The organism is Luteibacter sp. UNCMF331Sha3.1, from assembly GCF_900109915.1.
Taxonomy (GTDB): Bacteria; Pseudomonadota; Gammaproteobacteria; order Xanthomonadales; family Rhodanobacteraceae; genus Luteibacter.
Genome location: NZ_FOBU01000002.1, coordinates 557893 through 582839, shown reverse-complemented (window position 1 = coordinate 582839; position 24947 = coordinate 557893). Strand labels below are relative to the sequence as shown.

General features: G+C 68.6%; 22 protein-coding genes. 10 read left to right on the top strand and 12 right to left on the bottom strand.

What is annotated here, in order from left to right; genetic code table 11:
• Window positions 1-140: 140 nt before the first annotated feature.
• Both nadC and BMX32_RS10935 read left to right on the top strand, forming a co-directional pair.
• Window positions 141-1007, top strand: coding sequence for a carboxylating nicotinate-nucleotide diphosphorylase (nadC, locus tag BMX32_RS10940; protein WP_089978684.1), 867 nt, complete (start codon window positions 141-143; stop codon window positions 1005-1007).
• Window positions 1008-1054: 47 nt separating this feature from the next.
• Window positions 1055-1450, top strand: a complete 396-nt coding sequence (locus BMX32_RS10935; protein ID WP_089978680.1) for a DUF3301 domain-containing protein — start codon at window positions 1055-1057, stop codon at window positions 1448-1450.
• Window positions 1451-1492: 42 nt separating this feature from the next.
• Here the strand turns inward: BMX32_RS10935 and BMX32_RS10930 are convergent, their stop codons facing one another.
• The 5 genes from BMX32_RS10930 to petA all read right to left on the bottom strand — a co-directional run bounded on the left by BMX32_RS10930 (window position 1493) and on the right by petA (window position 5428).
• Window positions 1493-1930, bottom strand: a complete 438-nt coding sequence (locus BMX32_RS10930) for a ClpXP protease specificity-enhancing factor (RefSeq protein WP_089980210.1) — start codon at window positions 1928-1930, stop codon at window positions 1493-1495.
• 134 nt (window positions 1931-2064) lie between these two features.
• Window positions 2065-2709 carry a glutathione S-transferase N-terminal domain-containing protein gene (locus BMX32_RS10925; RefSeq protein WP_089978677.1) on the bottom strand — a complete coding sequence of 215 codons (645 nt, stop codon included), beginning with the start codon at window positions 2707-2709 and terminating at the stop codon, window positions 2065-2067.
• A gap of 70 nt (window positions 2710-2779) precedes the next feature.
• The gene (locus BMX32_RS10920) at window positions 2780-3535 is read right to left on the bottom strand and encodes a cytochrome c1 (protein ID WP_170843634.1); all 756 of its coding nucleotides are present in this window, start codon (window positions 3533-3535) and stop codon (window positions 2780-2782) included.
• A complete protein-coding gene (locus BMX32_RS10915) occupies window positions 3528-4829 on the bottom strand; it encodes a cytochrome b (RefSeq protein ID WP_089978672.1) in 1302 nt (433 codons plus the stop codon). The genes BMX32_RS10920 and BMX32_RS10915 overlap by 8 nt, the downstream gene beginning before the upstream one ends.
• Entirely contained in the window at window positions 4829-5428 is a 600-nt protein-coding gene (gene petA / locus BMX32_RS10910; protein ID WP_029214115.1) for a ubiquinol-cytochrome c reductase iron-sulfur subunit, read from the bottom strand. The genes BMX32_RS10915 and petA overlap by 1 nt, the downstream gene beginning before the upstream one ends.
• Before the next feature lie 233 nt (window positions 5429-5661).
• Between petA and BMX32_RS10905 the strand changes: the two genes are divergently transcribed.
• Complete coding sequence (locus BMX32_RS10905) at window positions 5662-6840, top strand: S1C family serine protease (RefSeq protein WP_029214114.1); 1179 nt, start codon at window positions 5662-5664, stop codon at window positions 6838-6840.
• Between the two features lie 87 nt (window positions 6841-6927).
• Here BMX32_RS10905 and BMX32_RS10900 read toward each other — a convergent pair whose 3' ends face one another.
• Window positions 6928-7977 carry a lytic transglycosylase domain-containing protein gene (locus BMX32_RS10900; RefSeq protein WP_244511499.1) on the bottom strand — a complete coding sequence of 350 codons (1050 nt, stop codon included), beginning with the start codon at window positions 7975-7977 and terminating at the stop codon, window positions 6928-6930.
• A 247-nt stretch (window positions 7978-8224) separates the two neighbouring features.
• On the opposite strand from BMX32_RS10900, the gene miaB reads away from it, so the two are divergent.
• The 7 genes from miaB to tssA all read left to right on the top strand — a co-directional run bounded on the left by miaB (window position 8225) and on the right by tssA (window position 15507).
• Window positions 8225-9574, top strand: coding sequence for a tRNA (N6-isopentenyl adenosine(37)-C2)-methylthiotransferase MiaB (gene miaB, locus BMX32_RS10895; protein ID WP_089978664.1), 1350 nt, complete (start codon window positions 8225-8227; stop codon window positions 9572-9574).
• Between the two features lie 5 nt (window positions 9575-9579).
• Entirely contained in the window at window positions 9580-10560 is a 981-nt protein-coding gene (locus tag BMX32_RS10890) for a PhoH family protein (RefSeq protein WP_089978660.1), read from the top strand.
• Window positions 10557-11021 (top strand): rRNA maturation RNase YbeY, encoded by a 465-nt coding sequence (gene ybeY, locus BMX32_RS10885; RefSeq protein ID WP_089978655.1) that lies wholly within the window; start codon window positions 10557-10559, stop codon window positions 11019-11021. Before BMX32_RS10890 ends, ybeY begins: the two co-directional genes overlap by 4 nt.
• Before the next feature lie 62 nt (window positions 11022-11083).
• Window positions 11084-11932, top strand: coding sequence for an HlyC/CorC family transporter (locus tag BMX32_RS10880; RefSeq protein WP_089978652.1), 849 nt, complete (start codon window positions 11084-11086; stop codon window positions 11930-11932).
• A 125-nt stretch (window positions 11933-12057) separates the two neighbouring features.
• Complete coding sequence (locus BMX32_RS10875) at window positions 12058-13266, top strand: lipoprotein N-acyltransferase Lnb domain-containing protein (RefSeq protein ID WP_089978648.1); 1209 nt, start codon at window positions 12058-12060, stop codon at window positions 13264-13266.
• A 254-nt stretch (window positions 13267-13520) separates the two neighbouring features.
• Window positions 13521-14504, top strand: a complete 984-nt coding sequence (locus BMX32_RS10870; RefSeq protein WP_170843633.1) for a LysR family transcriptional regulator — start codon at window positions 13521-13523, stop codon at window positions 14502-14504.
• Window positions 14491-15507, top strand: a complete 1017-nt coding sequence (gene tssA, locus BMX32_RS10865; RefSeq protein WP_089978640.1) for a type VI secretion system protein TssA — start codon at window positions 14491-14493, stop codon at window positions 15505-15507. Before BMX32_RS10870 ends, tssA begins: the two co-directional genes overlap by 14 nt.
• A 136-nt stretch (window positions 15508-15643) precedes the next feature.
• Here the strand turns inward: tssA and BMX32_RS10860 are convergent, their stop codons facing one another.
• The 6 genes from BMX32_RS10860 to icmH are packed head-to-tail and all read right to left on the bottom strand — an operon-like array spanning window position 15644 to window position 24947.
• Window positions 15644-15940 (bottom strand): hypothetical protein, encoded by a 297-nt coding sequence (locus BMX32_RS10860; protein WP_089978637.1) that lies wholly within the window; start codon window positions 15938-15940, stop codon window positions 15644-15646.
• Entirely contained in the window at window positions 15940-18822 is a 2883-nt protein-coding gene (locus BMX32_RS10855; protein WP_089978633.1) for a bifunctional serine/threonine-protein kinase/formylglycine-generating enzyme family protein, read from the bottom strand. Before BMX32_RS10855 ends, BMX32_RS10860 begins: the two co-directional genes overlap by 1 nt.
• Complete coding sequence (locus BMX32_RS10850; protein ID WP_089978630.1) at window positions 18819-19547, bottom strand: PP2C family protein-serine/threonine phosphatase; 729 nt, start codon at window positions 19545-19547, stop codon at window positions 18819-18821. The genes BMX32_RS10855 and BMX32_RS10850 overlap by 4 nt, the downstream gene beginning before the upstream one ends.
• A complete protein-coding gene (gene tagF, locus BMX32_RS10845; RefSeq protein ID WP_089978627.1) occupies window positions 19544-20125 on the bottom strand; it encodes a type VI secretion system-associated protein TagF in 582 nt (193 codons plus the stop codon). The genes BMX32_RS10850 and tagF overlap by 4 nt, the downstream gene beginning before the upstream one ends.
• Window positions 20122-23661 (bottom strand): type VI secretion system membrane subunit TssM, encoded by a 3540-nt coding sequence (tssM, locus tag BMX32_RS10840; RefSeq protein ID WP_089978623.1) that lies wholly within the window; start codon window positions 23659-23661, stop codon window positions 20122-20124. The genes tagF and tssM overlap by 4 nt, the downstream gene beginning before the upstream one ends.
• Complete coding sequence (gene icmH, locus BMX32_RS10835; protein ID WP_089978620.1) at window positions 23658-24947, bottom strand: type IVB secretion system protein IcmH/DotU; 1290 nt, start codon at window positions 24945-24947, stop codon at window positions 23658-23660. Before icmH ends, tssM begins: the two co-directional genes overlap by 4 nt.

The following is a 24947-nucleotide window of genomic DNA, read 5'->3' as shown; positions in this document are numbered from 1 at the left end:
GTGGGAGCGGCCTTGGCCGCGATGGGTGCCTGCCGCAAGCACCGATCGCGGCCAAGGCCGCTCCCACAAAGTACTGCCACCCGAAGGCCTCGCGCGATCTTGGTAAGGTAGGCCCCTTTCAACTCGATGCCTTCCGACCGATGACCCGTCCCGACCCGCACCACCTCGCCGACGCCCTGCCGCCGGCGAGCGAAATCCTTGCCGACGTCGAACGCGCTTTCGCGGAGGACGTGGGCCCCGGCGACGCGACGGCCGACCTGCTCGATCCCCACGCGACCGCCACCGCCGTCCTGACGTGCCGCGAAGACGCCGTGCTCTGCGGCGCGTCGTGGTTCGACGCCTGCTTCCGTCGGCTCGACCCGGATGTGCGCATCGAATGGGGGGCGCACGATGGCGATCGCATCGCCGCCGGCGCCGCGATCTGCCGGCTCGCCGGCAAGGCCCGCGCACTCGTCACCGCCGAGCGGTCGGCCCTCAACTTCCTGCAGCTGCTGTCGGCCACCGCGACCGTGACGTCGCGCTACGTGGACGCCATCGCCGGCACGCGGACCCGCGTGCTCGACACGCGGAAGACGATCCCCGGCCTGCGACGCGCGCAGAAGTACGCGGTGCGTTGCGGTGGCGGCACCAATCACCGCATCGGACTGTTCGACGCGATGATGCTGAAGGAAAACCACATCATCGCCGCCGGCGGTATCCCGGCGGCCATCCGCATCGCCCGCGCCACCCACCCGTCGCTCCCGTTGATCGTCGAGGTGGAAACGCTCGACGAACTCGCGCAGGCCGTCGAGTCCGGTGCGGACCGCGCGCTGCTCGACAACTTCACGCCCGGGATGCTGGCGCAGGCGGTGACCTTCACGGCCGGCCGGATTCCTCTGGAAGTGTCCGGCAACGTCGAGATCGACACGATCCGCGCGATCGCCGAGACCGGCGTGGACTTCATCTCGAGCGGCGCACTGACGAAGCACGTGCGGGCGATCGACCTGTCGCTGCGGCTCGATATGTAAGGTTCGCGGTACTTGTGGTCACGCCCGCGCGGCCACACACTGGCTCCATGACTTCGTTCACCGACCTCTTCTGGCTTTTCGGCCTCGCTGCGATCGTCGCCAGCTGGTATCGCCTCACGCGCGCCCGCGAGGTGGCAGTGCGCGCCGCGGTGGCGCTGTGCAAGCGGCACGGGCTGCAGCTGCTCGACCAGAGCGTCGGCCTGCGCGCGATTCGCTGGCAAGGGGTCGATGGCGCGCGGCGGCTGGAGCGCTGCTACGCGTTCGAGGTGAGCGAGGACGGCCAGTCGCGGCAGTCCGCCCGCCTGTGGATGGCGGGCAACGAGGTGGCGAGCTTCTCGCTCCCGCTGTCGGGTGCACCCGAACTGGAAACCGTCGTGGCGACCGACAGCGTGCTGCACACGGGCAACATCATCTCGCTGGCCGACCGTCGCCGCCTGCACTGAAGGGCTTCCGGTGAGCCAGCCGGCTGGCTCCCAACCGATAGGCTATTTCACGACCCGCAGGTGCGGGGCACCGCGCTTCGGGCGATCGTCGTCGCCACCCGCCACGGGCGGGGCATCGTTGGTGTCGGCGTCCTGATCCTCATCGGCCGCGTCGGCGGCGAGCGCCTCGTTCTCGTCGGCCGGGAACATCATGCCCTGCCCGTTCTCCTGCGCGTACAGCGCGAGCACGGCGTGCACGGGGATCACGATCGACTGGCTGACGCCCGAAAAACGCGCCTGGAAGCCGATACGGTCGTTGCCGAGGTCGAGGTTGGCCACGGCGCGCATCGCGAGATTGAGCACGACCTGACCGTTCTTGACGACGTGCGCGGGTACGCGCACGCCGGGAAAGGACGCGTCGACCAGCACGTAGGGGGTCAGGCCGTTGTCGCTGATCCAGTCGTAGATCGCGCGCAGGAGGTAGGGCCGATTGGAAGTCATGCCCGGGTTGTCGTTCGTATCCATGGTGTGTCCTCGTCGCACCCGCCGGTCGGTCGGGAATCACCCAAAGCCCGGCAGGGCAAGGTCAGGCGAACAGTTTAAGGGATACGAGTGCCCACCGGGCCAAAAACGCGCTAAACGGGGCCGAAATGGAAATCCGGCCGCATTTCCCGCTCTTCCGGCGTCAGGCTACGGGCGAAGCCCTGGCTGTGGAACAGGCGCTCGCCGTAGTCGATGATCGGCTTGCCTTCCTTGCCCAGGTCGACGCCCAGATGCGTCAGACGCCACACCACCGGCGCCACGAGGCAGTCGATGAGGCTCATTTCCGGGTTGAGGAAGAACCGCGACGCCTGGAACAGCGGCACCGACATCAGCAGGTGCTCGCGCAGCCGCTTGCGCGCGCCTTCCGCGGCCTTGCCGCCCTCGCCGATCGTTTCGATCTCGGGCAGCCAGTCGTTCTCGATCCGCCAGGTGCCGAGGCGCAGGCGCGCACGGGACAGGGGGTCGATGGGCATCAGCGGAGGGTGCGGATAACGCTCGTCGAGGTATTCGACGACGACCGCGGGGTCGTAAAGGGTGAGGTCCCGGTCGACCAGCGTCGGCAGCGTGCCGTACGGATTCAGGTCGAGCAGATCGGCCGTCGGCTGATCGGGTTTCAGGATGATACGGTCGTAGGAGACGCCCTTGGCGGCCAGCACGAGACGCGTGCGGTGACAATGGATGTCGTCGGCACTGGTGTAGAGCGTCAATGCCGAGCGAGTGCGTGCGTTCTGGACCATGCGATCGATCTCCCTCCCTGCTGCCTGAACGAAGGCGGGGCGACCCGGGGCCGCCCCGCCTGGACGTCAATCAGTGACTATCGTGTACGTCTTTCCAGTACTCATGTTTCAGAAGGTACAGGAGGAAGGTCAGACCAGCCAAGAACAGGATGACCCATACCCCGATGGACTGTCGCTCCAGAGCGGCCGGCTCGGCCGTGTACTCGAGGAACGTCGTCAGGTCGCGGGTGGCGCCGCGGAACTGCTCCGGGGTCATGCGGCCCGGGGTGGTGATCTCGAGCTTCTCGACCGTGGCTTCCTGACCCGGGGCGGCCTCGCCGTGGACCGCGGTCTGCAGACCCTGCAGTTCCCACAGCACGTTAGGCATCGACGCGTTCGGGAAGACCGTGTTGTTCCAGCCTACCGGACGGCTCGGGTCGAGATAGAACGCGTTGAGGTAGTTGTAGATGAAGTCCACGCCCTTGGCGCGAGCTTCGAGCGAGAGGTCCGGCGGGTCCTTGCCGAACCAGGTCTTCGCGTCGTCGGCCGGCATGTGCGAGATGACAGGCTCGCCGAACTTGGCGCCGGTGAAGTTGAAGTTCGTCATCACCTCTTCTTCGGAGAGCCCGAGGTCGGAAGCGAGGCGCGAATAGCGCACGTACTTCAGCGAGTGGCAGCCGACGCAGTAGTTGAAGAAGAGCTTCGCACCGCGCTGCAGCGAGGCGCGGTCGGCGACGTTGGTACCGGCGGGGGCCATGCCCTCACCCCCCTCGTTGGCGAGGGCGGGGATGGTGGCGACCACAAGGCCCAGCGCCAGGGCGAGGGAAGAGATTGCGCGCTTAATCATGCATCGTCACCCGTTCCGGAACCGGCTTGGTCTTCTCGAAGCCAAAGCGCGTGTAGACCCACACGAATACGAAGAACCCGAAGTAACCCGCGACCATGAGCCGGCCGAAGGCGTTCTCCCACGTGGTGACGTCGGCATGCGGGAACCATTCGGGGATGAGCTCCGCCGTGACGCCGGCACCCACCAGGCCCAGGGCCAGGAAGCTGACCACGAGCACACCGAGGGCGATGCGGAAACCGAGCCCGCGATAGCGCACCGAGCGAACGGCGCCCTTGTCGATCCACGGGAGCAGCGCCAGCAGGAGGATCGCGCCGAACATGCCGATCACGCCCCAGATGGCCGTGCCGAAGAACGACGGGATCATGCGGAGGATCGCGTAGAACGGCGTGAAGTACCACGACGGCTTGATGTGGCTCGGCGTGACCAGGTTGTTCGCCGGCGTGAAGTTGTCGTGCTCGAGGAACCAGCCGCCGAACGTCGGGGCGAAGAAGATGATGAACGCCGCGATGGTGAGGAAGAAGCCCGTGCCGAAGAGATCCTTCACCGTGTAGTACGGGTGGAACGGAATGCCGTCGGCCGGCTTTTCGGCATCCCAGCGATTGCCCTTCGGACCATGCTTGACGTCGACGCCGTCCGGGTTGTTGGAGCCCACTTCATGCAGCGCCGCGATGTGCAGCACCACCAGCAGCAGGAGCACCAGCGGCAGCGCGATCACGTGGAGCGCGAAGAAGCGGTTGAGGGTGGCATCGGCGGGCAGGAAGTCGCCCATGATCCACTGCACCAGCGAGTCGCCGATGTAGGGAATGGTGCCGAACAGCGAGATGATGACCTTCGCGCCCCAGAACGACATGTTGCCCCACGGCAGCACGTAGCCCATGAAGGCCTCGGCCATCAGCACGAGGAAGATCAGCATGCCGAGGATCCAGACCAGCTCGCGCGGACGCTTGAACGAGCCGTACATGATCCCGCGGAACATGTGCAGGAACACCACCACGAAGAACAGCGACGCGCCCGTGGAGTGCATGTAGCGGATCAGCCAGCCCCACTCCACGTCGCGCATGATGTACTCGACCGAGTTGAACGCTTCCAGCGCACTCGTCTTGTAGTTCATGGTGAGGAAGATGCCGGTCACGATCTGGTTGACCAGCACCAGCAGCGCCAGCGAACCGAAGTAGTACCAGAGGTTGAAGTTCTTCGGCGCGTAGTACTCGGTCATGTGCGCGCGGTACATGGGCGCGAGGCCCGGTGCGCGCTCGTTGACCCAGTCGCCGATGCTCGTGAATACGTTGGCCATCAGCCTGCCTCCTGCGGATCGACGCCGATCTGGATGTGCGTGTCGTCGACGAAGTGGTACGGGGGTACCGGCAGGTTCTTCGGCGCGGGCACGCCACTGAAGACACGGCCGGAGAGGTCGTACCGTGACTTATGGCAGGGGCAATAGAAACCGCCCTTCCAGTTCGCGTCGAACGGCTCGGGCTTGATGTCGGGCACGAAGTCCGGCACGCAGCCCAGGTGGGTGCACAGCCCGATGACGACCAGCCACTCGGGCTTGATGGACCGGTTTTCGTTGGTCGCGTACTTCGGCTGCTGCGCGGAATCCTTCGATTCCGGGTCGAGCAGACGCGAATCCAGGCCCTTCAACTGGGCCAGCTGATCCTTGGTGCGATTGACGACGAAGACGGGAAGGCTGCGCCAGGCGTAAGTGACTTTCTGGCCGGCCTCGATGGCACTGATATCGACCGTGACAGGCGCCCCCGCTGCCTTTGCCCTTGCGCTTGGTTCCCACGACTTGATGAAGGGCACAACCGCCGCGACGACTCCGGCACCGCCGACAACTGCTGTCGTTACGGTAAGGAATCGACGGCGGCCATGATCGACGACTTCGTTCGCCATCAGGCTCTCCGGAACTTATGCCATTGAGGATGCGGACCCCATCGCCGGTTCTTTCGGAAATCGGCTTCCGCAAATCGCGTCAGTGTAACGTCAGCACCAGCGACGTACAATAAAATGAACAATACCCTGCCCGGCTGCCGAAAAGGCAGCCAAGGAACCGCCCGGATGCGGATGAACAGGTTCGCGATTCGTTGGCAAGGCGACGCGATGACGACAGGACCCCGCGCTTTTACATGAAACACGCCGCCAGCACGCTCGCCTTCATCGCTCGTTTCGTCGTGCTCGGCCTTGCCGTCGCCTTCATCGTCGGTCTGTTCTGGCCGGGCAGCGGGGCGTTCCTGCGCCAGCGCCTGTCGGTCACGCCGGCCCAGACCGACGCCGCGGCACCCGCCGCCGCGGTGAGCGGCGCACCCGCCTCCTACGCCGATGCCGTGACCAAGGCCGCGCCGTCCGTGGTCAACATCTACGCCAACAAGCTGGTCACCGAGCAGCCTCGCGAGCTGTACTCCGATCCTGTCCTGCAGCGCATCTTCAGCGTGCCGAGCGGCCCCGTCCGCACGCGGCGCCAGCAGAACCTCGGTTCGGGCGTGATCGTCAGCGACGATGGTTACGTATTGACCAACAACCACGTCATCGCCAACGCCGACGACATCCAGCTGCTGCTCTACGACGGCCGCGTCGCCAAGGCGCGCGTGGTCGGGTCCGACGACGAGACCGACCTCGCGGTGCTCAAGGTCGACGCGGGCAACCTGCCCGCCATCCGCATGACCGACGCCGAGACCCGCCCACGCGTGGGCGACGTGGTGCTGGCGATCGGCAATCCGTTCGGTATCGGGCAGACGGTCACCATGGGCATCGTCAGCGCGATCGGGCGACAGCTCAACCTGTCGAGCCTCGAGAACTTCATCCAGACCGACGCCGCGATCAACTTCGGCAATTCGGGCGGTGCGCTGGTCAACGCGCACGGCGAGCTGGTCGGTATCAACACCTCGCTGATCGGCCAGGCCGTCGGCGCCGAGGGCATCGGCTTCGCCATCCCCGCGCAGAGCGCCCGCGACGTGCTCGACCAGATCGTGAAGACGGGCCACGTGGTTCGCGGCTGGATCGGCGCCGACTACGGCGCGGTGCCCGTCTCGGCCGACAGCGGCCTGCCGTCGGCGGCGCGGGGCGTCGTGGTGAACGAACTATCGCCGGGTGGCCCCGCCGCGCTCGCCGGCATCCAGCAGCGCGACGTGCTGCTGAAGCTCGGGGGCGAAGACATCCTGGACACGTCGGACCTGCGCCGCCACGAGGCGTCGCTGAAGCCGGGCGTTCCGGTGCAGATCTCGGGGCTGCGCTACGGCGCGCCGTTCACGGCGACGGTCACGCCGACGCAGCGCCCGCCCAGCGCGCCAATGCAGCCGCTGAAGTAAGGCTTCTGTCGCCACCGTGCCCGCTGCCGCGGGATCGCCAGCAGGCTGGCTCCCACCCGTCTCGGCACCTATTGGCGATGCGCTTCGTCAGGAACCGCGCGCCGCCAGCGGCACGCCCGTGGCCGGCCTTTGCCGCAGCGTCTCGGCGTAGCGCTTGCGCAGCGTCCCCACGCGCTCGACGTACACCTGCGTCTCGTCGTACGGCGGCACACCGTTGTACTTCTGCACCGCACCGGGCCCGGCGTTATACGCCGCGGCCGCCAGACGCTCGTTCCCGCTGAAGTTGCGCAACTGCAGTGCGAGGTAGCGGGCGCCGCCGCGGATGTTCTGATCGACATCGAACGCGTCGAGCACACCCATGTCGCGGGCGGTGCCTGGAATCAGCTGCATCAGGCCCTGCGCCCCGGCCACGGACAGGGCGCGCGGATTGAACGCGCTCTCGGCGTGGATGATGGCCCGGAGCAGCGCCTCGTCCACGCCATACTCGGCGCTCGCGGCCCGTATCGAATCGCCGAACGATGTGACGTTGAGCGCGACGCTGCTCCAGTCGATCTTCGAGTGGACGTCGCAGGCGGCGCAGGTCGCAATATAAGTAAAGAGCATCTTGACGCTCTGCCCCTTCGCGCCCCCGCCCGGCGGAATGTTCGTGTACTCGACGCCGCCGTCGGCCCGTGTGATCCGGTAGACCGCGCCGCGAAGAACGCGCGAACCCTTGGGCGCGGCCGGCGCTTCGGCCGTCGCGAGGTCGGCGCCTGCCGATTCCCGGTAGTCCCAGGTGCCCTTGGGCGCGACGACCGGCGGCAGCGCCAGCGGTTCCGTCGTCTCGCCCTCGGCACCGCCGACCACACCCCCGGTCACGCCGACGAACGACGCGGCCGTCGACGGCGCGAGCACCACGGAGCCGATCACGCCGTCCAGCGACGCCTTGCCAGGCACGTCCTCGAACACTGGCGAGGGGCCGGGCAACGCGGCAGTCCGGGCGGGTCGCGAGGGACCCGTGCTGCCGATGCGCTTGCAGTCCTTGTATCCCGCGGTGCCGCTGGAGAACACCGTTTCACCCGTCGCGCCCACGCACCGGTACATGGCGCCGGCGAACGCCGGACCGGCCATCAGGCCGGACACCAGGGCACAGGCCATCGCGGCCCTGCGCAGGACCGTGCGGAAACTCGGAAAACGGCGGGCGGCATGGCCGGCGCTTTCCCCTGGCGTCGCGTCGTGGACCATGGGCGCGAGTGTGCCCGAAGGCCCTGCCCCAGCCAAGAGCCGGGACCGTGACGACCTTCACGCAAGTCATTGATCCACGGCGTCGATGTGGCAACGGGCCGGGTGGCGGCGTAAACTGCGCGGTTCGGTAATCCACCCTGAAACGACGGTACCCCGGCGCATGAGCGGCAAGCTTTTCATCAAGACCCACGGCTGCCAGATGAACGAGTACGACTCGGCCAAGATGGCCGACGTGCTGCTGGCCTCGCATGGGCTGGAACTGACCCAGGACGAGGCCGAGGCCGACGTGATCCTGGTCAACACCTGTTCCATCCGCGAGAAGGCGCAGGAAAAGGTCTTCAGCCAGCTCGGTCGCTGGAAGGCGCACAAGAACAACGGCAAGCCCGTGCTCATCGGCGTCGGCGGCTGCGTCGCCTCGCAGGAAGGCGACGCCATCCTCAAGCGCGCGCCGTACGTCGACCTCGTGTTCGGACCGCAGACGTTGCACCGGCTCCCGGACATGATCGAGGCCCAGCGCACGACCGGCAAGGCGCAGGTGGACATCAGCTTCCCCGAGATCGAAAAGTTCGACCGCCTGCCCGAGCCGCGCGCCGAAGGCCCGACGGCGTTCGTGTCGATCATGGAAGGCTGCTCGAAGTACTGCTCCTATTGCGTGGTGCCCTACACCCGTGGCGAGGAAATCAGCCGCCCCTTCGACGACGTGATCGTCGAGGTCGCGCAGCTCGCCGAGCAGGGCGTCCGCGAGGTCAACCTGCTGGGCCAGAACGTCAACGCGTACCGCGGCCCCATGCACGACGGCGACATCGCCGACCTGGCCGTGCTGATCCACGCCATCGCGCAGATCGACGGCATCGGCCGCATCCGCTTCACCACGTCGCATCCGCTCGAGTTCTCCGATTCGCTGATCGAGGCATACGCCAACGTGCCGCAGCTGGCGAACTACCTTCATCTTCCCGTGCAGGCGGGATCCGACCGCATCCTCGCGGCCATGAAGCGCGGTTACACCGCGATCGAGTTCAAGCAGAAGATCCGCAAGCTGCGCGCCGCGCGCCCGGACATCTGCATCTCCTCCGATTTCATCGTGGGCTTTCCGGGCGAGAGCGACGACGACTTCGAAAAGACCATGAAACTGATCGACGACATCGGCTTCGACCAGAGCTTCTCCTTCATCTTCTCGTCGCGCCCCGGCACGCCGGCCGCCAATCTCCCCGACGACACGCCCGACGCCGTCAAGCATGCGCGCCTGTCGCGCCTCCAGGCCGCGATCAACGAGAACGCGCGCCGGATCAACGAGGCCATGGTCGGCACCGTGCAGCGCGTGCTCGTCGAGAAGCCCAGCCGCAAGAACCCGAACGAAATGACGGGACGCACCGAGAACATGCGCTATGTCAATTTCCCCGGCCATGCCCGCATGATCGGCCAGTTCATCGACGTGACGATCACCGAGGCCATGAGCAACTCGCTGCGCGGTCGCGTGGTCCTCGACGGCGAGGTCGCATTCGCTTCGTGAACGCCATGAGCCAGCTGTCCCAGCGCGATTTCGCCCTCGATCCCGAGGATAACCACCGCCTCGCCAATCTCTGCGGCCCGCTCGACGAGCACATCCGCCAGATCGAGCTGCGCCTCGGCATCGAGATCGACCATCGCGGCAACCTGTTCCGCGTCATCGGCGACGAAGGGTCGGCCAAGGCGGGCGAACAGGTGCTTCGCGCGCTCTACGCCGCGACCGAGCACGAAACACTCAACGGCCAGACGATAAACGTGCGCCTCGCCGAGTCGGGCATCGACGCCCTGAACGAGGAGGCCGCCGAGTCGGCGCAGGACGTCGTCATCAAGGTGAAGCGCGGCGTGATCAAGGGGCGCGGACCGAACCAGGCCCGCTACCTGCACGCGATCACCACGCACGACATCAATTTCGGCGTCGGCCCGGCCGGCACCGGCAAGACCTACCTCGCCGTCGCCAGTGCCGTCGAGGCGCTGGAGGCCAACCGCGTGCAGCGCGTGCTGCTGGTGCGCCCCGCGGTGGAAGCCGGCGAAAAACTGGGTTTCCTGCCCGGCGACCTCAGCCAGAAGATCGACCCGTACCTGCGCCCGCTCTACGATGCGCTCTACGAGATGATCGGGTTCGAGAAGGTGTCCAAGCTGCTCGAGCGCAACGTGATCGAGATCGCCCCGCTCGCCTACATGCGCGGTCGCACGCTCAACGACGCCTACGTCATCCTCGACGAGGCGCAGAACACCACCGTCGAGCAGATGAAGATGTTCCTGACCCGCATCGGCTTCGGTTCGGTGGCCGTGATCACGGGCGACGTCTCGCAGGTCGACCTGCCGCGCAACGTCCGGTCGGGCCTGCGCCATGCCATCGAGGTGCTGCGTGGCGTCGACGGCATCAGCTTCACGTTCTTCACCTCGCGCGACGTCGTGCGTCATCCGCTCGTGGCGAAGATCGTCCGCGCGTACGAAGCCTTCGAGCAGAAGCAGGACGACGAGCGATGAGTCACGTGGAGGTCGCGGTCGGCTACGCCGTGCCGCGCAAGGGCGTGCCGGCGTCGGCCAGCTTTCGCCGTTGGGTCGAGGCGGCGCTTAAGGGCGCCCGCCGGCGCAAGGCCTCCGAACTGGCCATCCGCATCGTCGACACCGACGAAGGCCAGGCGCTGAACCTCCAGTACCGCGGCCGCGACTACGCGACCAACGTGCTGTCGTTTCCGGCCGACCTGCCCCCAGGCGTCGATCTGCCACTGATCGGCGACCTCGTCATCTGCGCCCCCGTCGTGGCCCGCGAGGCCGCCGAGCAGGGCAAGAAGCCGGCCGACCACTGGGCCCACCTCACGGTCCACGGCACCCTGCACCTGCTGGGTTACGACCACATCGACGACGCCGAAGCCGAGACGATGGAGGCTCTGGAGACGCGGGTGCTGGCGGGCCTCGGGATCCCGGATCCTTACCTGGTGCCCTGAACCGTCACGGGAATTCCAGTAGACTGCCCCTTCCGCCCTCTCGGGCAGAACCACAAAGAGTAATGAACGAGGACCCTGGTAGTACCCACGGCCCGGCTCACCGATCCTGGTGGGACCGACTGGGCCACATGTTTTCCGGCGAGCCGCGCAACCGCGATGAACTGATCGAGGAGCTGCGCACCGCCCAGGCCAACGGCCTGCTTTCGAACGACACCCTGACCATGGTCGAGGGTGCGATCAAGGTCACCGAGCTCAGCGTCGACGACGTCATGGTGCCCCGCGCCCAGATCGTCAGTCTGCCCGCCGACGCGCCGCTCCCCGACATCCTCGCCGCCGTGGTCGAATCCGGCCATTCGCGCTTCCCCGTGCACGGCGAAGACAAGGACGAGGTGCTGGGCATCCTTCTCGCGAAGGATCTGCTGAAGTATTTCGGCCAGAGCGATGGCTGCGACGTGCGCGCCCTGCTCCGTCCCGCGGTGCTGATTCCCGAATCGATGCGCCTCAACGTGCTGCTGGCGGAGTTCCGCCTCACGCGCAACCACATGGCGCTGGTGGTCGACGAGTACGGCGGTGTCGCCGGACTGATCACCATCGAAGACGTCCTCGAGCAGATCGTCGGCGACATCGACGACGAACACGACGACGAAGAAGAACCCGTGCTCGTGCAGCCGCTCGAAGGCGGCGGCTTCTCCGTCAGCGCGCTCACGCCCATCGCGGATTTCAACGACGTGGCCGGTGCGCATTTCTCCGACGAGGAATTCGACACCGTGGGCGGCATGATCACCTCCGAGTTCGGGCACCTGCCGGCCGTGGGCGAAGAAATCGCCGTCGGCAACTTCCTCTTCCGCGTCACGGAAGCCGACGACCGCCGCGTGCAGGCGTTCCACGTCATGCAGGCGAACGGCGGCTGACGCCTCCGCGGAAACCGCTCTGGTGGGAGCCAGCCTGCTGGCGATGGGTGCTTGCCGCGAGCACCCATCGCCAGCAGGCTGGCTCCCACCGGATCTCGCTCTGTGAGCACACTACCGGATCATCGATGCGCCTTGCCCTCATCCTCCTGACCGCCCTGATGTTCGCGCCGCTGGCCCGTGCCGGCGTCGTCGACGCACCCTCGGCGAATCTCGAGGTGGCGCTGATGACCTATGGTCCCGGGGATATCTACTGGGAGCGCTTCGGCCATGACGCGCTCGAAATCCGGGACACCGTCAGCGGCGAATCGATCGCGTTCAACTACGGTGTGTTCGACTTCGACCAGAAGGGTTTCCTCCTCAACTTCGCGCGCGGCATCATGGCCTACCGCATGGACGCCGAGACCACCGAGTCCGATATCGCGTTCTACACGGGCGAAGGTCGCTACGTTCGCCGCCAGCGCCTGGCGCTCGACGATGCGCAGAAGGAAAAGCTGCGCCGTTTCATTCTCTGGAACATCCGTCCGGAAAACGCCGGCTACCATTACGATTACTACGTCGACAACTGCACGACCCGCGTGCGCGACGTGCTCGACGACGCCCTCGATGGCGCACTGAGCGCCCAATGGCGCGACGCGCCGGGCGGCATGACCTACCGCGACCAGACCGCCCGTCTCATGAGCAACCAGCCCTGGCTGATGCTGGGCATGGATCTCGGCCTCGGACCGTTCGCCGACCAGCCGATGACCGCCTGGAAGGAAGCGTTCCTGCCCATGACGCTCGAGGCGCAACTACGCGACGTGCGCGTCGGGGACGGCGCGACGGCCCGCCCGCTCGTGGCCGACGAAACGACGATCTCGCCGAGCCGCCTCACGCCGCCACCCGAGCAGGCCCCGGACCTGCGCTGGCCGCTGCTCGGCGCGGGCCTCGTGCTCGCGGTGCCGCTGCTCCTTCCCGTGGTCACCCGGCAACGCGGGGCGCGGACCGTCTTTGCGATCGCCGCCACGCTGTTCACGGTGTTCGCAGGCGTCGCCGGCCTGTTCATGCTCGGGCTGTGGACACTGACGCTGCATCGTTCCGCCTGGGGCAACTTCAACCTGCTCGCCTACCAGCCGTTCGCCCTGCTGCTGCTCCCGGACATATGGAAGCTGCGCCGCGCAGGTCGTCCGATGGGCCGCGTCGCACCGCGCGTCGCCGCGATGTCCTTCGCCGCCTGCGTCATCGGCCTGCTTCTGCACCTGTGGCCGGACTTCCCGCAGCGGAACATGCCCTGGCTCCTCTTCGCCCTGCCGTGCTGGGCCGCACTGTTCGCGAGCTTCTGTCGTCGTCACGACTGAACATCGGTGCATGAAAAGCAATAATCACTCTTTCGGGTGATTACGCTGCCGGATATTCGTGCACAAATAGACGTCCAACCCGCAAGCCACCGCGCGACCCAACGTTGCCCCAACGTCGTCGCTCAATCCTCGAAACTGCGGATCACGTCACGGAATCCCTGTTGCCAGAGCGTCGCGGTGCGACGCACACGGAATAAGTGCGCGCGCCGTACGTCCTGCATCCGTCCCCACGGATGCCTGGCGCACCGCCATCGATGAACCTGAAACCGAGCGACCTTCCCCTACTGGTCTCCCTCGACATGCTGCTCGAAGAACGCAACGTCACACGCGCTGCGTCGAAGCTGCACGTCAGTCAGCCGGCACTGTCGGCGCAGCTCGCGCGCCTGCGGCGTCTGTTCAAGGACCCGCTCCTCGTGCCCTCCGAGACGGGGCGCGGCATGGTGCCGACGCCGAAAGCCGAGGAAATGGCCGTGGCCTTGCGCGACGCGCTCTCGCAGCTCGGCGCGCTCGGCGATCCGAGCGACACGTTCGATCCCACGCGCGACGGGGCGACGTTCCGCATCGGCGGCTCCTTCAGCGCCATCGGCACGTTCGCCCTGCCCCTCGTCGCCGCGCTGCACGAATGGAAGAATCGCGATATCCGCGTCGCGTTCCGCACCGGCTGCGACGGTTCCGACGTCCTGGCGGGGTTCGAGAGCGGTGAAATCGACGTGCTGCTCGCACCCAACGAGCAGATCCCGCCATCGCTGAAAATGCGGCCGCTGATGGCCGACGAATTCGTGATGCTCCAGCGCATCGGACATCCGCGTGGCACCGCGCCCCTCACGCTCGACGAATACTGCGCGCTCGGGCACCTCGTGATTTCCGGATCGGGCCGCACCACGGGCCTGATGGACGAACGACTCAAGGAGATCGGCCGCACGCGCGACGTCCTCGTCTCCGCGCCGCTCGGCGATTCCATCGGCCCGATGCTCATCGCGACCGATCTCGTCTGCACGCTGCCACAGAGCATGGTGGAAGCCGTCGGCCCGGGACTCGAAACGTATGCGATCCCCTTCGACATGCCCGACATGTCGCTGGCCATGGCATGGCACAGCCGTCTCGACAAACAGCCGGCGCACCGCTGGCTGCGCGATGAACTGATCCGCGTCAGCCGCGGCCTGCATCCGACGCGGCACGCCGAACCGACCGGTTCCCTCATCCCCATCATCGAGCGAGTACGCGATGGATACCACTGACACCCTTCTTCAGCCGCTCGATCCGGATGCGCCGTGCGGCCCGAACCTCGAATACGACGCCGCGTTCCTCGCCCTGGAAACGCTCGCGTCGCCGCGCGCGGAACGCGTCGTGGGCGACTCGGTGAAGCAGGCCGAGTCGCCTGAATGGCGCGATGTCGCAAGGCAGGCCGAAGACGTGGCGACCCGCACGCGCGACCTGCGCGTCGCCATCCACCTCGCGACCGCCCGCCTGCACACCGGCGGGTTTCCGGCATGGGCGGAGGGCATCGCGCTGGTCCGCGGTCTGCTCGAGCGCTACTGGGACGACGTGCATCCCGCCCCCGACGATGGCGACACCACCGAACGCGTCAATGCGCTCGCAGCGCTGTCGTCGCCCGACGCGATGCTTGGCCAGCTGCGCGTGGCCCATCTCGTGCGCGCCGAACGCCTCGGTGGCTTCTCACTGCGCGACCTGCGTGTGCTCGCCGGCAGCGTCAAGCCCACCGACGGCGCCGTCGCGGTCACGCAAGAACACGTCGACTCCGTCATGCAGCAGGTGGACGTCGATACGCTCGTCCAGTTCCACGACGCGATCGCGACAGGTCTCGATCACACACGCGCTATTGGCCACCTCTTCGACGAACGCACGCCCGGCAGCGGTCCGGAACTCGACGCGCTCGTCCGCGACCTGCGTGAGCTGCAGGCGTTCGTGCAACCGTACGTTTCGGCTCGCGCACCCGATGCCGTCGCCGCTCGCGATGCGGATGCGTCGACGGATGCCGAGGCGACGCCCGTATCGTCGAGAGAGGCGCGTGGCCCGATCCAGGGCGCCGCCGATGTCGTGCGCATGCTCGACGAAATCTGTGCGTGGTACGCGATCCACGAACCGTCGAGCCCCATCCCGCCGCTTCTTCAGCGCGCACGAAGCCTCGTCGGCCTCGGCTTCGCGGACCTGCTCAAAGCCATCGCCCCCGGCGGCCTGGCGGAATTCCAGGTGCTGTCGGGCGACGGACGCGATGCCTGAGGCCACCTCAGCGTCGGCTCCGTCGCCGGCCGGAAACCGAGGCGGTAGACCCCGGCGTACGCCGGGGTGACGGCTGCTCTTGCTCCACGGCGCAGCCACGTCCGTGCACGCGCCCAACGCGATGGCGCAGCCGAGCTTAAAGCGCCCGGCAGACCAGCACACCCGCTACCAACGCGACGATCGCCCCCGCAAGCCACCATCGCCACGCCGTCCTCGGCCGCACGACCACCGCCCGCCGCATCGGCAACGCGCGCACGACCGGCGCGGCACTCGCGGGCCGCCGCAACGTGTGCGTCGCGCCGCCTCTTCGGCGCGGCAGCGTGCGCAATAGCATGCGACGACGCAGCCGGTACTCCGGCGTACCGATGCGCGCACGGCTGTGCGCGTCGTTGAGTGCATCCAGTTCGCGATCGAAGCCCGTGTCCCAGTCCATCAGCGGACCTCCCTGACGAGGCGGAAACCGACGTCGCGCTCCGCCGAACCGTCGCTGGCACGGACGGTACCGACGGAACAGGCGTCGCCGCCGCTACGGTAGCTGCCGCCGCGCACCGCGAGCCCGCGTCCCTTCGTGGTCCACTCCCAGACGCTGCCCGTGAGATCCACCAGACCCCACGGGTTCGCGGCGCCATGCGTGCCGAAATCCGGCGCTTTCATCAGCCGTCCGATGCCCGAGGAAGACGCGCCGCAATCCACGTCCTTGCTGTCCCATCCGGCGTTCGCGCGCGCGGCCAGCAGCCACTCGTCGTCGGACGGAAGGCGGTAGACGTGCCCGCTCACCTGGGTGAGCCACGCGGCATATCGCTGTGCGAACGCCACCGGTACGGAGCGCGCGGGCTCCGTGGGCGCGATGCCTCGGGAGACCGCACAGGTGCGCGTCGCACGGCAGTACTGATCGAGGTTGCCGACCGTGATCTCCGTGCGCGTCATCGCGAAGGGCTTCGGCGAGCGCGGAACGACGATCAGCGCCGGGCCATGCGCGCCGGCCGAGAACGTGTCGAAGCACTCGCGCGCCGTGCCCGCGAGGCCACGGCGTGCGCACGGATCGGGCGGCGCGACGGGCACCGCGTGTAGTTTCCCGATGACCGCCGAAAGGGAACCCTCGGGCAAGGCCTTCGACGCGACCATCGCCGCTTCGAGGTCCTTCAGGCCCTGCGGGTCGTTCGTCTGCACCGCCGCGAGGCGTTTGCGTAGGTCGTCCTGCACGGCAGGCACCACGCCAGGCGCCTTGCCCGCGTTCATCACGGCCAGCGCTAGGTCGTAGCGGGTCTGCGCACGGCGCAGGTCGTCACGCTCGCCGATCACGGTCAGCGCGCTGTCGATGCGCTCCGCCGCGTCTTTCCAGTGGCCGGCCCGACACGCATCGCGCGCCGCGTCGAGAAACGCCGCCGTGAGCAGGTTCGCCGCTTCGTCGTCCGTCTGCACCGCACCCCCGTCGATGACACGCAAGGCCTGGAAGCTCTCGACCGCCTTCGCCAGGTCGCCTGCCGCCGCCGCATGGCGCAACGATTCGAGGCGCGCTTCGTGCTCGGCCTCGCGCAGGTCAGGCGCGGACGCGGATGTCGGGCTTTCGGCGGGTGATGCCGTCGACGCCGTCGCCGGCGGCTGTGCGAGTGCGAGCGCGCGTGCCGCCAGCCGCGTGGACGAGGGCAGCATGCGCCGCGCGACAGCGAGGTGCGCGGTCGCCCCGGGCAGGTCGCCAGCCTTCGCGCTGTCGCTCACCGCCATGTCCAGCTTCAGCTCGAGCTCCGGATTGGAGAGCAGGCGGCTGGCCGGATCGATCTGCCGGATGCGCGCGAGGATGGCGGGCGCATCGTCGTTGCCGTCGCCGAACAGCCGATTGGCGAGGATCGCCTGGCTCAAGGCGGTGTCGAGCCGGTTGAGCGCCTCGTCGCGCTCGTGCGTCACCTCGTCACGCCGGCGATCGAGCTTCGGCGCGAAGCTCTTCAGTTCGGCGCGCAGCCCGAAGGTACGCACGGCCGCCGGATAGTCGAAACGCCCGTGCGCCGGATCCCAGTGCGACGCGACGAGGCGCACGAGGAACCCGTCGATCGCGTCCGCACCGTCCACCACGACGCGACGACGCTCGTCGCCGTCGAGCGCCGCGAGTGCCGTGCGCAGACCGTCTTCGTCGCGGAAGCCGTCCGCCTGACCGGGCGCGAGGCGACGCAGCGTCTCCGCCACGTGGTGCCGTTCGACCTGCGTCTGCGCGACCCAGGTGCCACCCGCCGCCAGTGCGAGCATCACGCCACCGGCCAGGAGCCAGGGCGTCGCACGCTCGCGCCAGCGGCGCGGGCGCAGTCCGTCGATCACGTGCGCGATGTCGCCGCCGCGCCGCGCACCGTCGAACGCGACGGCGTCGCAAAGCGCCTTGTACTGTCGCTTGTCGAGGCCGGGCACCGCAGGCGGGCGACGTCCCTGCGCCAGCGCTTCCTCCGCATTCGCCTTGTCGAACGGGTGGCGGCCGGTGAGCAGCTCGAACACCACGCAACCGAACGCGTAGACGTCGTCGGCCGGCGATGGCGGCTTGCCCTGGAGCATGTCGAGGCTGGCGTAGGCCGGCGTCATCGCACCCAGCGTGCCGGCGTCGAACACGGTGCGATCGTCGCCGGCGTCGGCCCCGAGCTTGCCCGCGCGCGCGATGCCGAAGTCGAACACCTTGGCGACGCCGCCCGTCGTCACCATCACGTTGCCTGGCTTGAAGTCCGAGTGCACGATGCCCGCGGCATGGGCGCGCTGCAGCGCCTCGCCCATGCCCTCGATCAGGGGCCACGCATCGACGAACGCCATGCCGTCGCGCGCCTTGCCACGGATCAGCGTGCGCAGGTCGCTGCCCTCGACGTACTCCATCGTCATGAAGACGTTGGTGCCGTCCTTGTCGAAATCGTACACGCGCACGATGTGATCGTTGGCCACCTGCTGCGCGCGGCGCGCCTCGCGCTGCAGCGCCACCAGCGCGTCGGGATGCTTGCGGAACTCGTCGTTGAGCACCTTCACCGCCACGTACGGATCGCGATCGCGCGCTTCGACCTTGCGTTCGTCGCGTGCGAGGTACACGACGCCCATGCCGCCGCGTCCGAGTTCGCGCTCGAGATGGAAGCGATGCTTCAGCAGGCTGCCCGTGCCGATCCGCTCGCCCTGCGCGAGGTCGGCGATCCTTCGCCACCCGCTTTCGCCGGTGCCACGCGAAGCCGACGCCGTCGCCGTGCCCTCTCCCGCCGCGGTGTGCAGCGGATTGACCACGGTGGCGTCGTCGTCCGGACGGGGCGTGCCGCGGACCGGATCCACGCGCGTCGCGTCGTCGTCGTGTTCGTTCATCGTGTTTCCTCGTTATCGTCGATCCGCACCACCACGGCCGACACGTTGTCGCGACCGGCGCGGGCGAGCGCACCGTCGACGAGGCTCGCGAGCAGCGTCGCGGGCTCCCCGTCGCGGCGGCAACACGCCTCGATCTCTGCGTCGCTCAGTTCCTTGTTGATACCGTCGGAGCACAGCACGAACGCCGTGCCCGGCCGGCAGGGAATCACCTTCCAGTCGACGTAGAGCCGATCCTCGGCGCCGACCGCACGGGTCAGCACGCCGGCCGTCGACCGCGCGGGGCCCGCACCGAATCGCGTCTCGTCCTCGCGATCGCCGTGGACGTGATCGCGCGTCAGCAGGCGCAGCGCGCCGTGCTCGAAGCCGTAAGCGCGGCTGTCGCCCACCCAGCCGCAGAGCAGCGCGCCCGGTACGTGCACCAGCAGCACGACCGTCGACGCGATGGCGTCGACGCGCCGTTCGCGGGCCATCCGGCGGAGCGCATGGTTCACGCGGAGCAGTTCGTCTTCGATCGCATCCATGCGATCGGCGATGTCCGCCACGCGGGGTAACGCACGCAGGCCCTCCACGACCATACGGCTGGCGACGTCCCCCGCGGCGTGGCCGCCGAGTCCATCGGCGACCGCCCAGATCCCTTGCGCGGGTGCGTCGAGGATGGCGTCTTCGTTATGACGCCGGACGTGACCGGTATCGGTCCGTCCGGCGGATCGGTAGTGCATCGTCATGCGCAGGCGGCTCCGGTCCGCAATTCGTCGATGTCTTCGGGCAGGCCGGCGCGCCACGTACCCGCGTGCGGATCGTCGCCCCGCCACCAGAGCGCGTGCATGCTGCCGCCCCGCGGCGCGCGCCACCCACCGCTCATCGCGCGAGCGTCGGGGAGCGACGAGACGATCGCGTCGAACGCCGCGGGCGTGCCGTCGGCACGGCCGTGGCACAGGCAACGCTCGACCGCCGCGAACCATCGCGTGGAAGGCAGGCCGGGCCAGCCGCACGCGTCGGGTGTCGACGGCGAGGCGATCACCAGCGGGAAGACGCGACCGACACGGTCTGTCGAGGGCGTCACCACGCCCACCCACGGCAGGGGACCGCAGACCGACGACGCCAGGGCAAAACGCCACGAGGGCATGTCGAGGAACCGTTCGCGCCATCCGTCGCCATGCCGCTCCGCCAGGCCGGCAAGAGACGCCTCCCAGGCGCGGTCCCACGGATCGACGAACGCCGCGGGCAGCCGGCGTTGCACGAAATCGCCGGCGCCCGGCAACTTGCCGTGGAAGCCTGCCGCGGGCGGGACGAGCGCGCTCATGCGGGGCACCGGAAGCGGCGGACGCTGTTGTCGCCGAACGGATTGCGCAGGCTCGCCGCGTCGATGTCGACGTTCGCGCGCACGGTGCCGAAGCCGAACGACGCGCCGTAACGCGTTTCCGTGCGGCGTTGCAACGATGCCGCATCGAGCGCATGGAACAGGCCCCATTCGCCGGCATAGACGAGCGCGGGAAGGGGCTGGCCCGACGTATCCCACGCGTCGACACGCGTCATGCCCGGTGTCGGTCCCGGCCATTGCATCGCCACCGGTGCCGACGGCTGGCCAGCCTTGTATTCGAAGACCTGTCCATCCACGGCGATCGTCATCCGGCCGATCCCCGGCGGCGGTGTCGTGAGCGATATCGTGAAGCCGACCTGCGGGCGCGGTCCGTCCCTGAAATACACCTGACGGATGGTGTCGGCGAGCTGTGCCGACGCCAGCACGGGCGCACCGCCATTCGCGGGCGCGCCGTCGCGGAAACGCCAGCTGGCCCCGCTGGTGTCGACGACGTTCGCCAGAGTCTGCCGGAAGTAGGCATCGAAGCGTCCGCCGTTGCCGAAGAGCGCCGCGAAGTCCTGCAGCGGAATGTCGTTGGCGCTGCCCGCGACGAAGGGATACCGTCCCTGCACGAAGCGCGCGCAATCGGCACCCGCCGCTTCGCGGAAACCGTTCGCCAGCGCGCCCGTCGCGCCCTTGCCGACGAGCGATTCGCTGTTGCCGGCAAGCCCGCCCAGCCACGCCGAAAGCGGCGGCGGCAACTGCGCCGCGTCCTGCCGCATCGTCGCCAGCGCGGGATCGGTCTGCCCGACGCTCTCCGCTCCCGGACGCGTCGTCAGCAACGTCTTGCTCAGCTGGTCCAGCGTCGCGAGCGTGCGGTCGAGCGGCATCGCGCCGGCCGTGCCATCCGTGAGGCGGTTCAGCGCGGCGAAATGCTCGACGATGGGCGCGTCGGCAGGCGTCGACGATCGGCTCGTGCCGGTGGCGTTGCCTTCGGCGATCACGCGCGCGATCTCGCTGCGACTCGTCGCCCGCTGCGTCGCGCGCGCCTCGGCGACGCCCGCGATACGTCCGGCCGTCGTGTCGGTGCGCGAGCCCGTGTCGCGAAGCAGGTCGGTGGTGTTGTCGCGAACGAGGAGCAGCAGCGCCTTCAACGGCGAACCCGGGGCTGCAAGGCGCGAGGCGACGCCGCTCGCTTCCTGCACGCTGGATACCGCAGGCAGTTCGAGATCGCCGATGAGGCCGTCCCAGGCGCGGATGTAATCGTCGACGTAGAGCGTGCGGACCTGTGTCGTCAGCGACGCGCGGCTCACGGGATCGGTCGCCGTCGCGCCGAAGACCCAGTCGTCCTTCGCGAAGCGGGCGACCGCCTCCGCGATACGGCCGGACGGCGCCCCGCTGACCATCGCCGCGAACACCGGGCGCGTGTACAGCGCCGGCAACGGCTTCGTCAGCGGCGCACCGCTGCGGCGGCGGAACACCTCGCCGAGCAGGCCGAGCGTCCTGTCGAGCCGCACGGGCGCGTCGCCGCGCGCCTCGGCGTCGATCCGGAGGTTGCCGTAGATCAGCGTCGCCAGGTCGGCCGCGCGAAGCGACGCGCGCGCCGACTCCACCAGCGCGTTGTCGACCGGCAACGCACGCAACGCGTCGCGACCGTCGAACAGCACCCTGAAATGGTCCTGCAACGCCTGGACCAGCGTGTCCTCGTCGGGAAAGACCTCTCGCCAGCGCTCGCTGGCGAGTAGCACGAGCTGCGCATCGTCGCGATGGGCCGGCTCGCCAAGCATGAGGTAGCCCTTGAGCACCGTGTAGAGCCGCTGCGGATCGTCGGCCGCGTCGCGCAGGCCATCGCGGAACTGGAGCGCGAGCCCGGGCAGCACGCTGGCCTGGAATTCGCGCGACCGCGCGGCGCGCACGTCGTCGTAGAGCGATTGACCCTGATACAGGCCGAAGCGCATCGACCACGGGACAGGGTGCCGGACCTCGTCGGCCACCTGCTGCGCGCGCGCCAGTACGTCGAGGCGCGCGAGTGCCTGCGCGTAGTAAGCCCGCAACGAAGTCGGCGTCGACGGCGCGTTCGCCGGATAGTCCTGCAACGCCTGCGCGACGCGCGCCACGTGATCGGCGTTGCGGCCGTAGCTGATCGCCATGCCGACGACGAGCGCGATCGTGAGCGCCGCGATGCCGCCCAGCGCCGCCGCTTCGACGACGCGTCGGCGGCGCAGCGCCACCGGGTTCGCACCGGCGAACCCCGCCTCCGGCAGGATCGTCCGCGCGATCAGGTGCTCGACGAAGAAGGTGCGCCGCTGCGCCCGCGACGACGCGGGCACGGCGCCCGCCATGCCGAACGAGCGCCCGACAACGGACAGCACGCGATCGATCGGCGTCCCCTCCTGCGTGCCGGATGTCATGTAAACGCCGCGGAGCATCGGCGAGCGGCCATAGCTATGACGACCGAAGACCGACGCGACCAGCGGCAGCACGGTGTCGCGCAGACCGCGCACCTGCTGCGGGAACGCGAGCAACCGGCCTCGCCGGGTGAGGTCGCGCTCGGCGTGGATGCGTTCGATCACGCGCTCGTCAAGACGCCCGAGCAACGCATCGAACGCGTCGCCGAGATGCGTGTGCGCCGTCCCGTCGAGGCTCTGCGCCGCCGTGAAGGTCGTGCCCCAGACCTGGGCGCGCGCGGCGGCATCGAGGCCGTCGAAGAACTCGAGGAAACCGGCGACGAGATCGCACTTGGTGAACACCAGGTACACCGGCACCGCCATGCCAAGCCGCGTGCCGATGTCGTCGAGCCGCTCGCGCAAGGCCTGCGCGTGCCGCTGCCTCGCTTCCTCGCCCATCGTCAGAAGCTCGACCGCGCTCACCGTGAGCACGATGCCGTTCACGGGACGGCGCCGTCGATACCGGCGAAGCAGTTGCAGGAAGCCGTCCCACGCCGAGGCATCCGCATGGGGATCGGAGTCCTGCGTCGTGTAGCGGCCCGCCGTGTCGAGGAACACGGCGTCGTCGGTGAACCACCAGTCGCAGTGTCGCGTGCCGCCGATACCGCTCAGCGAACGACGCCCCGTGGCCTTGAGCAACGGGAACTCGAGGCCGGAGTGTTCGAGCAACGTGCTCTTCCCCGACCCGGGCGCCCCGATCAGCAGGTACCACGGCAGGCGTTCGAGGTTGCCGCCACCGTCGCGACGCTTGCGCAACAGTGCCATCGCCTCGGCGAAACGCGTTCGCAGGACGTCGTTCTCCGCGCGTGCCCGCGCGTCGGCATCGGCTCGCGCGGGATCCGCCTGCGACGCGAGCTCCGCACCCATGCGCTGGCTGCGCCGCGCGGTCAGCCAATGCCGCCAGGCGATCGCGCCTGTCCAGACGACGCACACGACGAGTATCGCGAGCACGCGTGCCGCGACACCGGTCAACGGCTGGCTGTCGCCGAGTCCGAGGTACGGGCCGCCGAACCAGATCAGCAGGGAAAGGAAGAGGATGCCGAGCGCGGCGTGAAACCACGCGTGGCGCAGCCATTGGGGTGCGGAAGTCATCCGGCCTCCGGAATGAAGAGGATCTCGACGCGACGATTGCGTGCGCGGTTGGCTGGCTGATCGACGGGCGTCGCCACCGGTTGCGACGAACCGGCGCCACTCGTCTCGATGCGCCGCGGGTCGTGCAACCCGCGGGCGAGGATCGCCCCCACGTTGCTCGCGCGCGCGGCGGAGAGCGCCACGTTGTCCTTGAAACGCAGCGAACGGATCGGCTGGTCGTCGGTGTGGCCGACGACGACGATGCGGCCCGGCACACGGTCGAGGGCGCCCGCGATGCGCGAGAGCAGGCTCGCCTCGCCCGCCGCGACATCGGCACCACCGGACGGGAACATTTCGGTACCGGCAAGACGCAACGTCGCCTGACCGTCGGGCTTTTCGTCGATGCCGATCGCTCCGCGCCGTTCGTCGTCCGCCAGCAACTGCCGCAGGCTTGCCCGGGGCGCCTTCGGTGCGGCGGTCTTCACCGGCAGCGGTGCTCCCTGCAGGCCGATGGCCGCCAGTCGCGCGCCGACGGGCTCGGCGACGCCGCCGAGACGGCCATGCAGGTACGTCCACGTCGCCACGAGCACGCAGACGCCGCCAAGGGCCACCATCCACACGGGTAGCGCCCGGCGCTCCACGATCGGCCGGTCGAGGCCCTTCCACTGCGGCGACAGCGCCGACGCCGGAGCGGACCGATACGCCTGCAGTCGCCGATAGGTGTCTTCGCGGCGGTCGGCAAGCCGTGCGGCGCCACCGGGTTCCACGAGGTAGCGCCCGCCGAAGCCCAGCGCGAGGCAGAGGTACATCAGCTCCACGAGATCGGCGTGCCGGATCATGTCCTGACACAGGCGGTCGAGAATCACGAAGAACTTCTCGCCGCCGTACGTCTCGCCATGGAACGTGACCAGCAACGTCTGCCGCTGCCAGCCGGTGCGCTCGCCCCACGGCGATTCGAGCACCGCCTCGTCGAGCATCGTGCACAGCACGTAGCGCGCCGTGACACCGCTCTGCGGGTCGACACCGGCACGCGCGACCGCATCGTCGAACTGACGGATGCCCGCGACCGCCCGCTCGCGCAGCACGTCCGGGTCGGGTGCGTCGACGCTGTGCCGAAGCTGCGCCGCCAGCAGAAGCAACGGATTCGCGGCACGCACGACCGGATTGCCGCCGGCCGGCGGCACCGTGGCCGGAAGCCGGTCGCGCCGCGGTGCCGTCGAGCGGGTCGGCACGGGCTCCGGCGCCGTGGCGGCACTGGGACGCACCACGGTCGCGTCGTCGGCGATGGATTTATCGTCGGGTCGCAT

Coding starts and splice junctions, on each gene's coding strand:
- nadC (WP_089978684.1), top strand. CDS start 141: ATGACCCGTCCCGACCCGCACCACCTCGCCGACGCCCTGCCGCCGGCG.
- BMX32_RS10935 (WP_089978680.1), top strand. CDS start 1,055: ATGACTTCGTTCACCGACCTCTTCTGGCTTTTCGGCCTCGCTGCGATC.
- BMX32_RS10930 (WP_089980210.1), bottom strand. CDS start 1,930: ATGACTTCCAATCGGCCCTACCTCCTGCGCGCGATCTACGACTGGATC.
- BMX32_RS10925 (WP_089978677.1), bottom strand. CDS start 2,709: ATGGTCCAGAACGCACGCACTCGCTCGGCATTGACGCTCTACACCAGT.
- BMX32_RS10920 (WP_170843634.1), bottom strand. CDS start 3,535: ATGATTAAGCGCGCAATCTCTTCCCTCGCCCTGGCGCTGGGCCTTGTG.
- BMX32_RS10915 (WP_089978672.1), bottom strand. CDS start 4,829: ATGGCCAACGTATTCACGAGCATCGGCGACTGGGTCAACGAGCGCGCA.
- petA (WP_029214115.1), bottom strand. CDS start 5,428: ATGGCGAACGAAGTCGTCGATCATGGCCGCCGTCGATTCCTTACCGTA.
- BMX32_RS10905 (WP_029214114.1), top strand. CDS start 5,662: ATGAAACACGCCGCCAGCACGCTCGCCTTCATCGCTCGTTTCGTCGTG.
- BMX32_RS10900 (WP_244511499.1), bottom strand. CDS start 7,977: ATGGCCTGTGCCCTGGTGTCCGGCCTGATGGCCGGTCCGGCGTTCGCC.
- miaB (WP_089978664.1), top strand. CDS start 8,225: ATGAGCGGCAAGCTTTTCATCAAGACCCACGGCTGCCAGATGAACGAG.
- BMX32_RS10890 (WP_089978660.1), top strand. CDS start 9,580: ATGAGCCAGCTGTCCCAGCGCGATTTCGCCCTCGATCCCGAGGATAAC.
- ybeY (WP_089978655.1), top strand. CDS start 10,557: ATGAGTCACGTGGAGGTCGCGGTCGGCTACGCCGTGCCGCGCAAGGGC.
- BMX32_RS10880 (WP_089978652.1), top strand. CDS start 11,084: ATGAACGAGGACCCTGGTAGTACCCACGGCCCGGCTCACCGATCCTGG.
- BMX32_RS10875 (WP_089978648.1), top strand. CDS start 12,058: ATGCGCCTTGCCCTCATCCTCCTGACCGCCCTGATGTTCGCGCCGCTG.
- BMX32_RS10870 (WP_170843633.1), top strand. CDS start 13,521: ATGAACCTGAAACCGAGCGACCTTCCCCTACTGGTCTCCCTCGACATG.
- tssA (WP_089978640.1), top strand. CDS start 14,491: ATGGATACCACTGACACCCTTCTTCAGCCGCTCGATCCGGATGCGCCG.
- BMX32_RS10860 (WP_089978637.1), bottom strand. CDS start 15,940: ATGGACTGGGACACGGGCTTCGATCGCGAACTGGATGCACTCAACGAC.
- BMX32_RS10855 (WP_089978633.1), bottom strand. CDS start 18,822: ATGAACGAACACGACGACGACGCGACGCGCGTGGATCCGGTCCGCGGC.
- BMX32_RS10850 (WP_089978630.1), bottom strand. CDS start 19,547: ATGACGATGCACTACCGATCCGCCGGACGGACCGATACCGGTCACGTC.
- tagF (WP_089978627.1), bottom strand. CDS start 20,125: ATGAGCGCGCTCGTCCCGCCCGCGGCAGGCTTCCACGGCAAGTTGCCG.
- tssM (WP_089978623.1), bottom strand. CDS start 23,661: ATGACTTCCGCACCCCAATGGCTGCGCCACGCGTGGTTTCACGCCGCG.
- icmH (WP_089978620.1), bottom strand. CDS start 24,947: ATGCGACCCGACGATAAATCCATCGCCGACGACGCGACCGTGGTGCGT.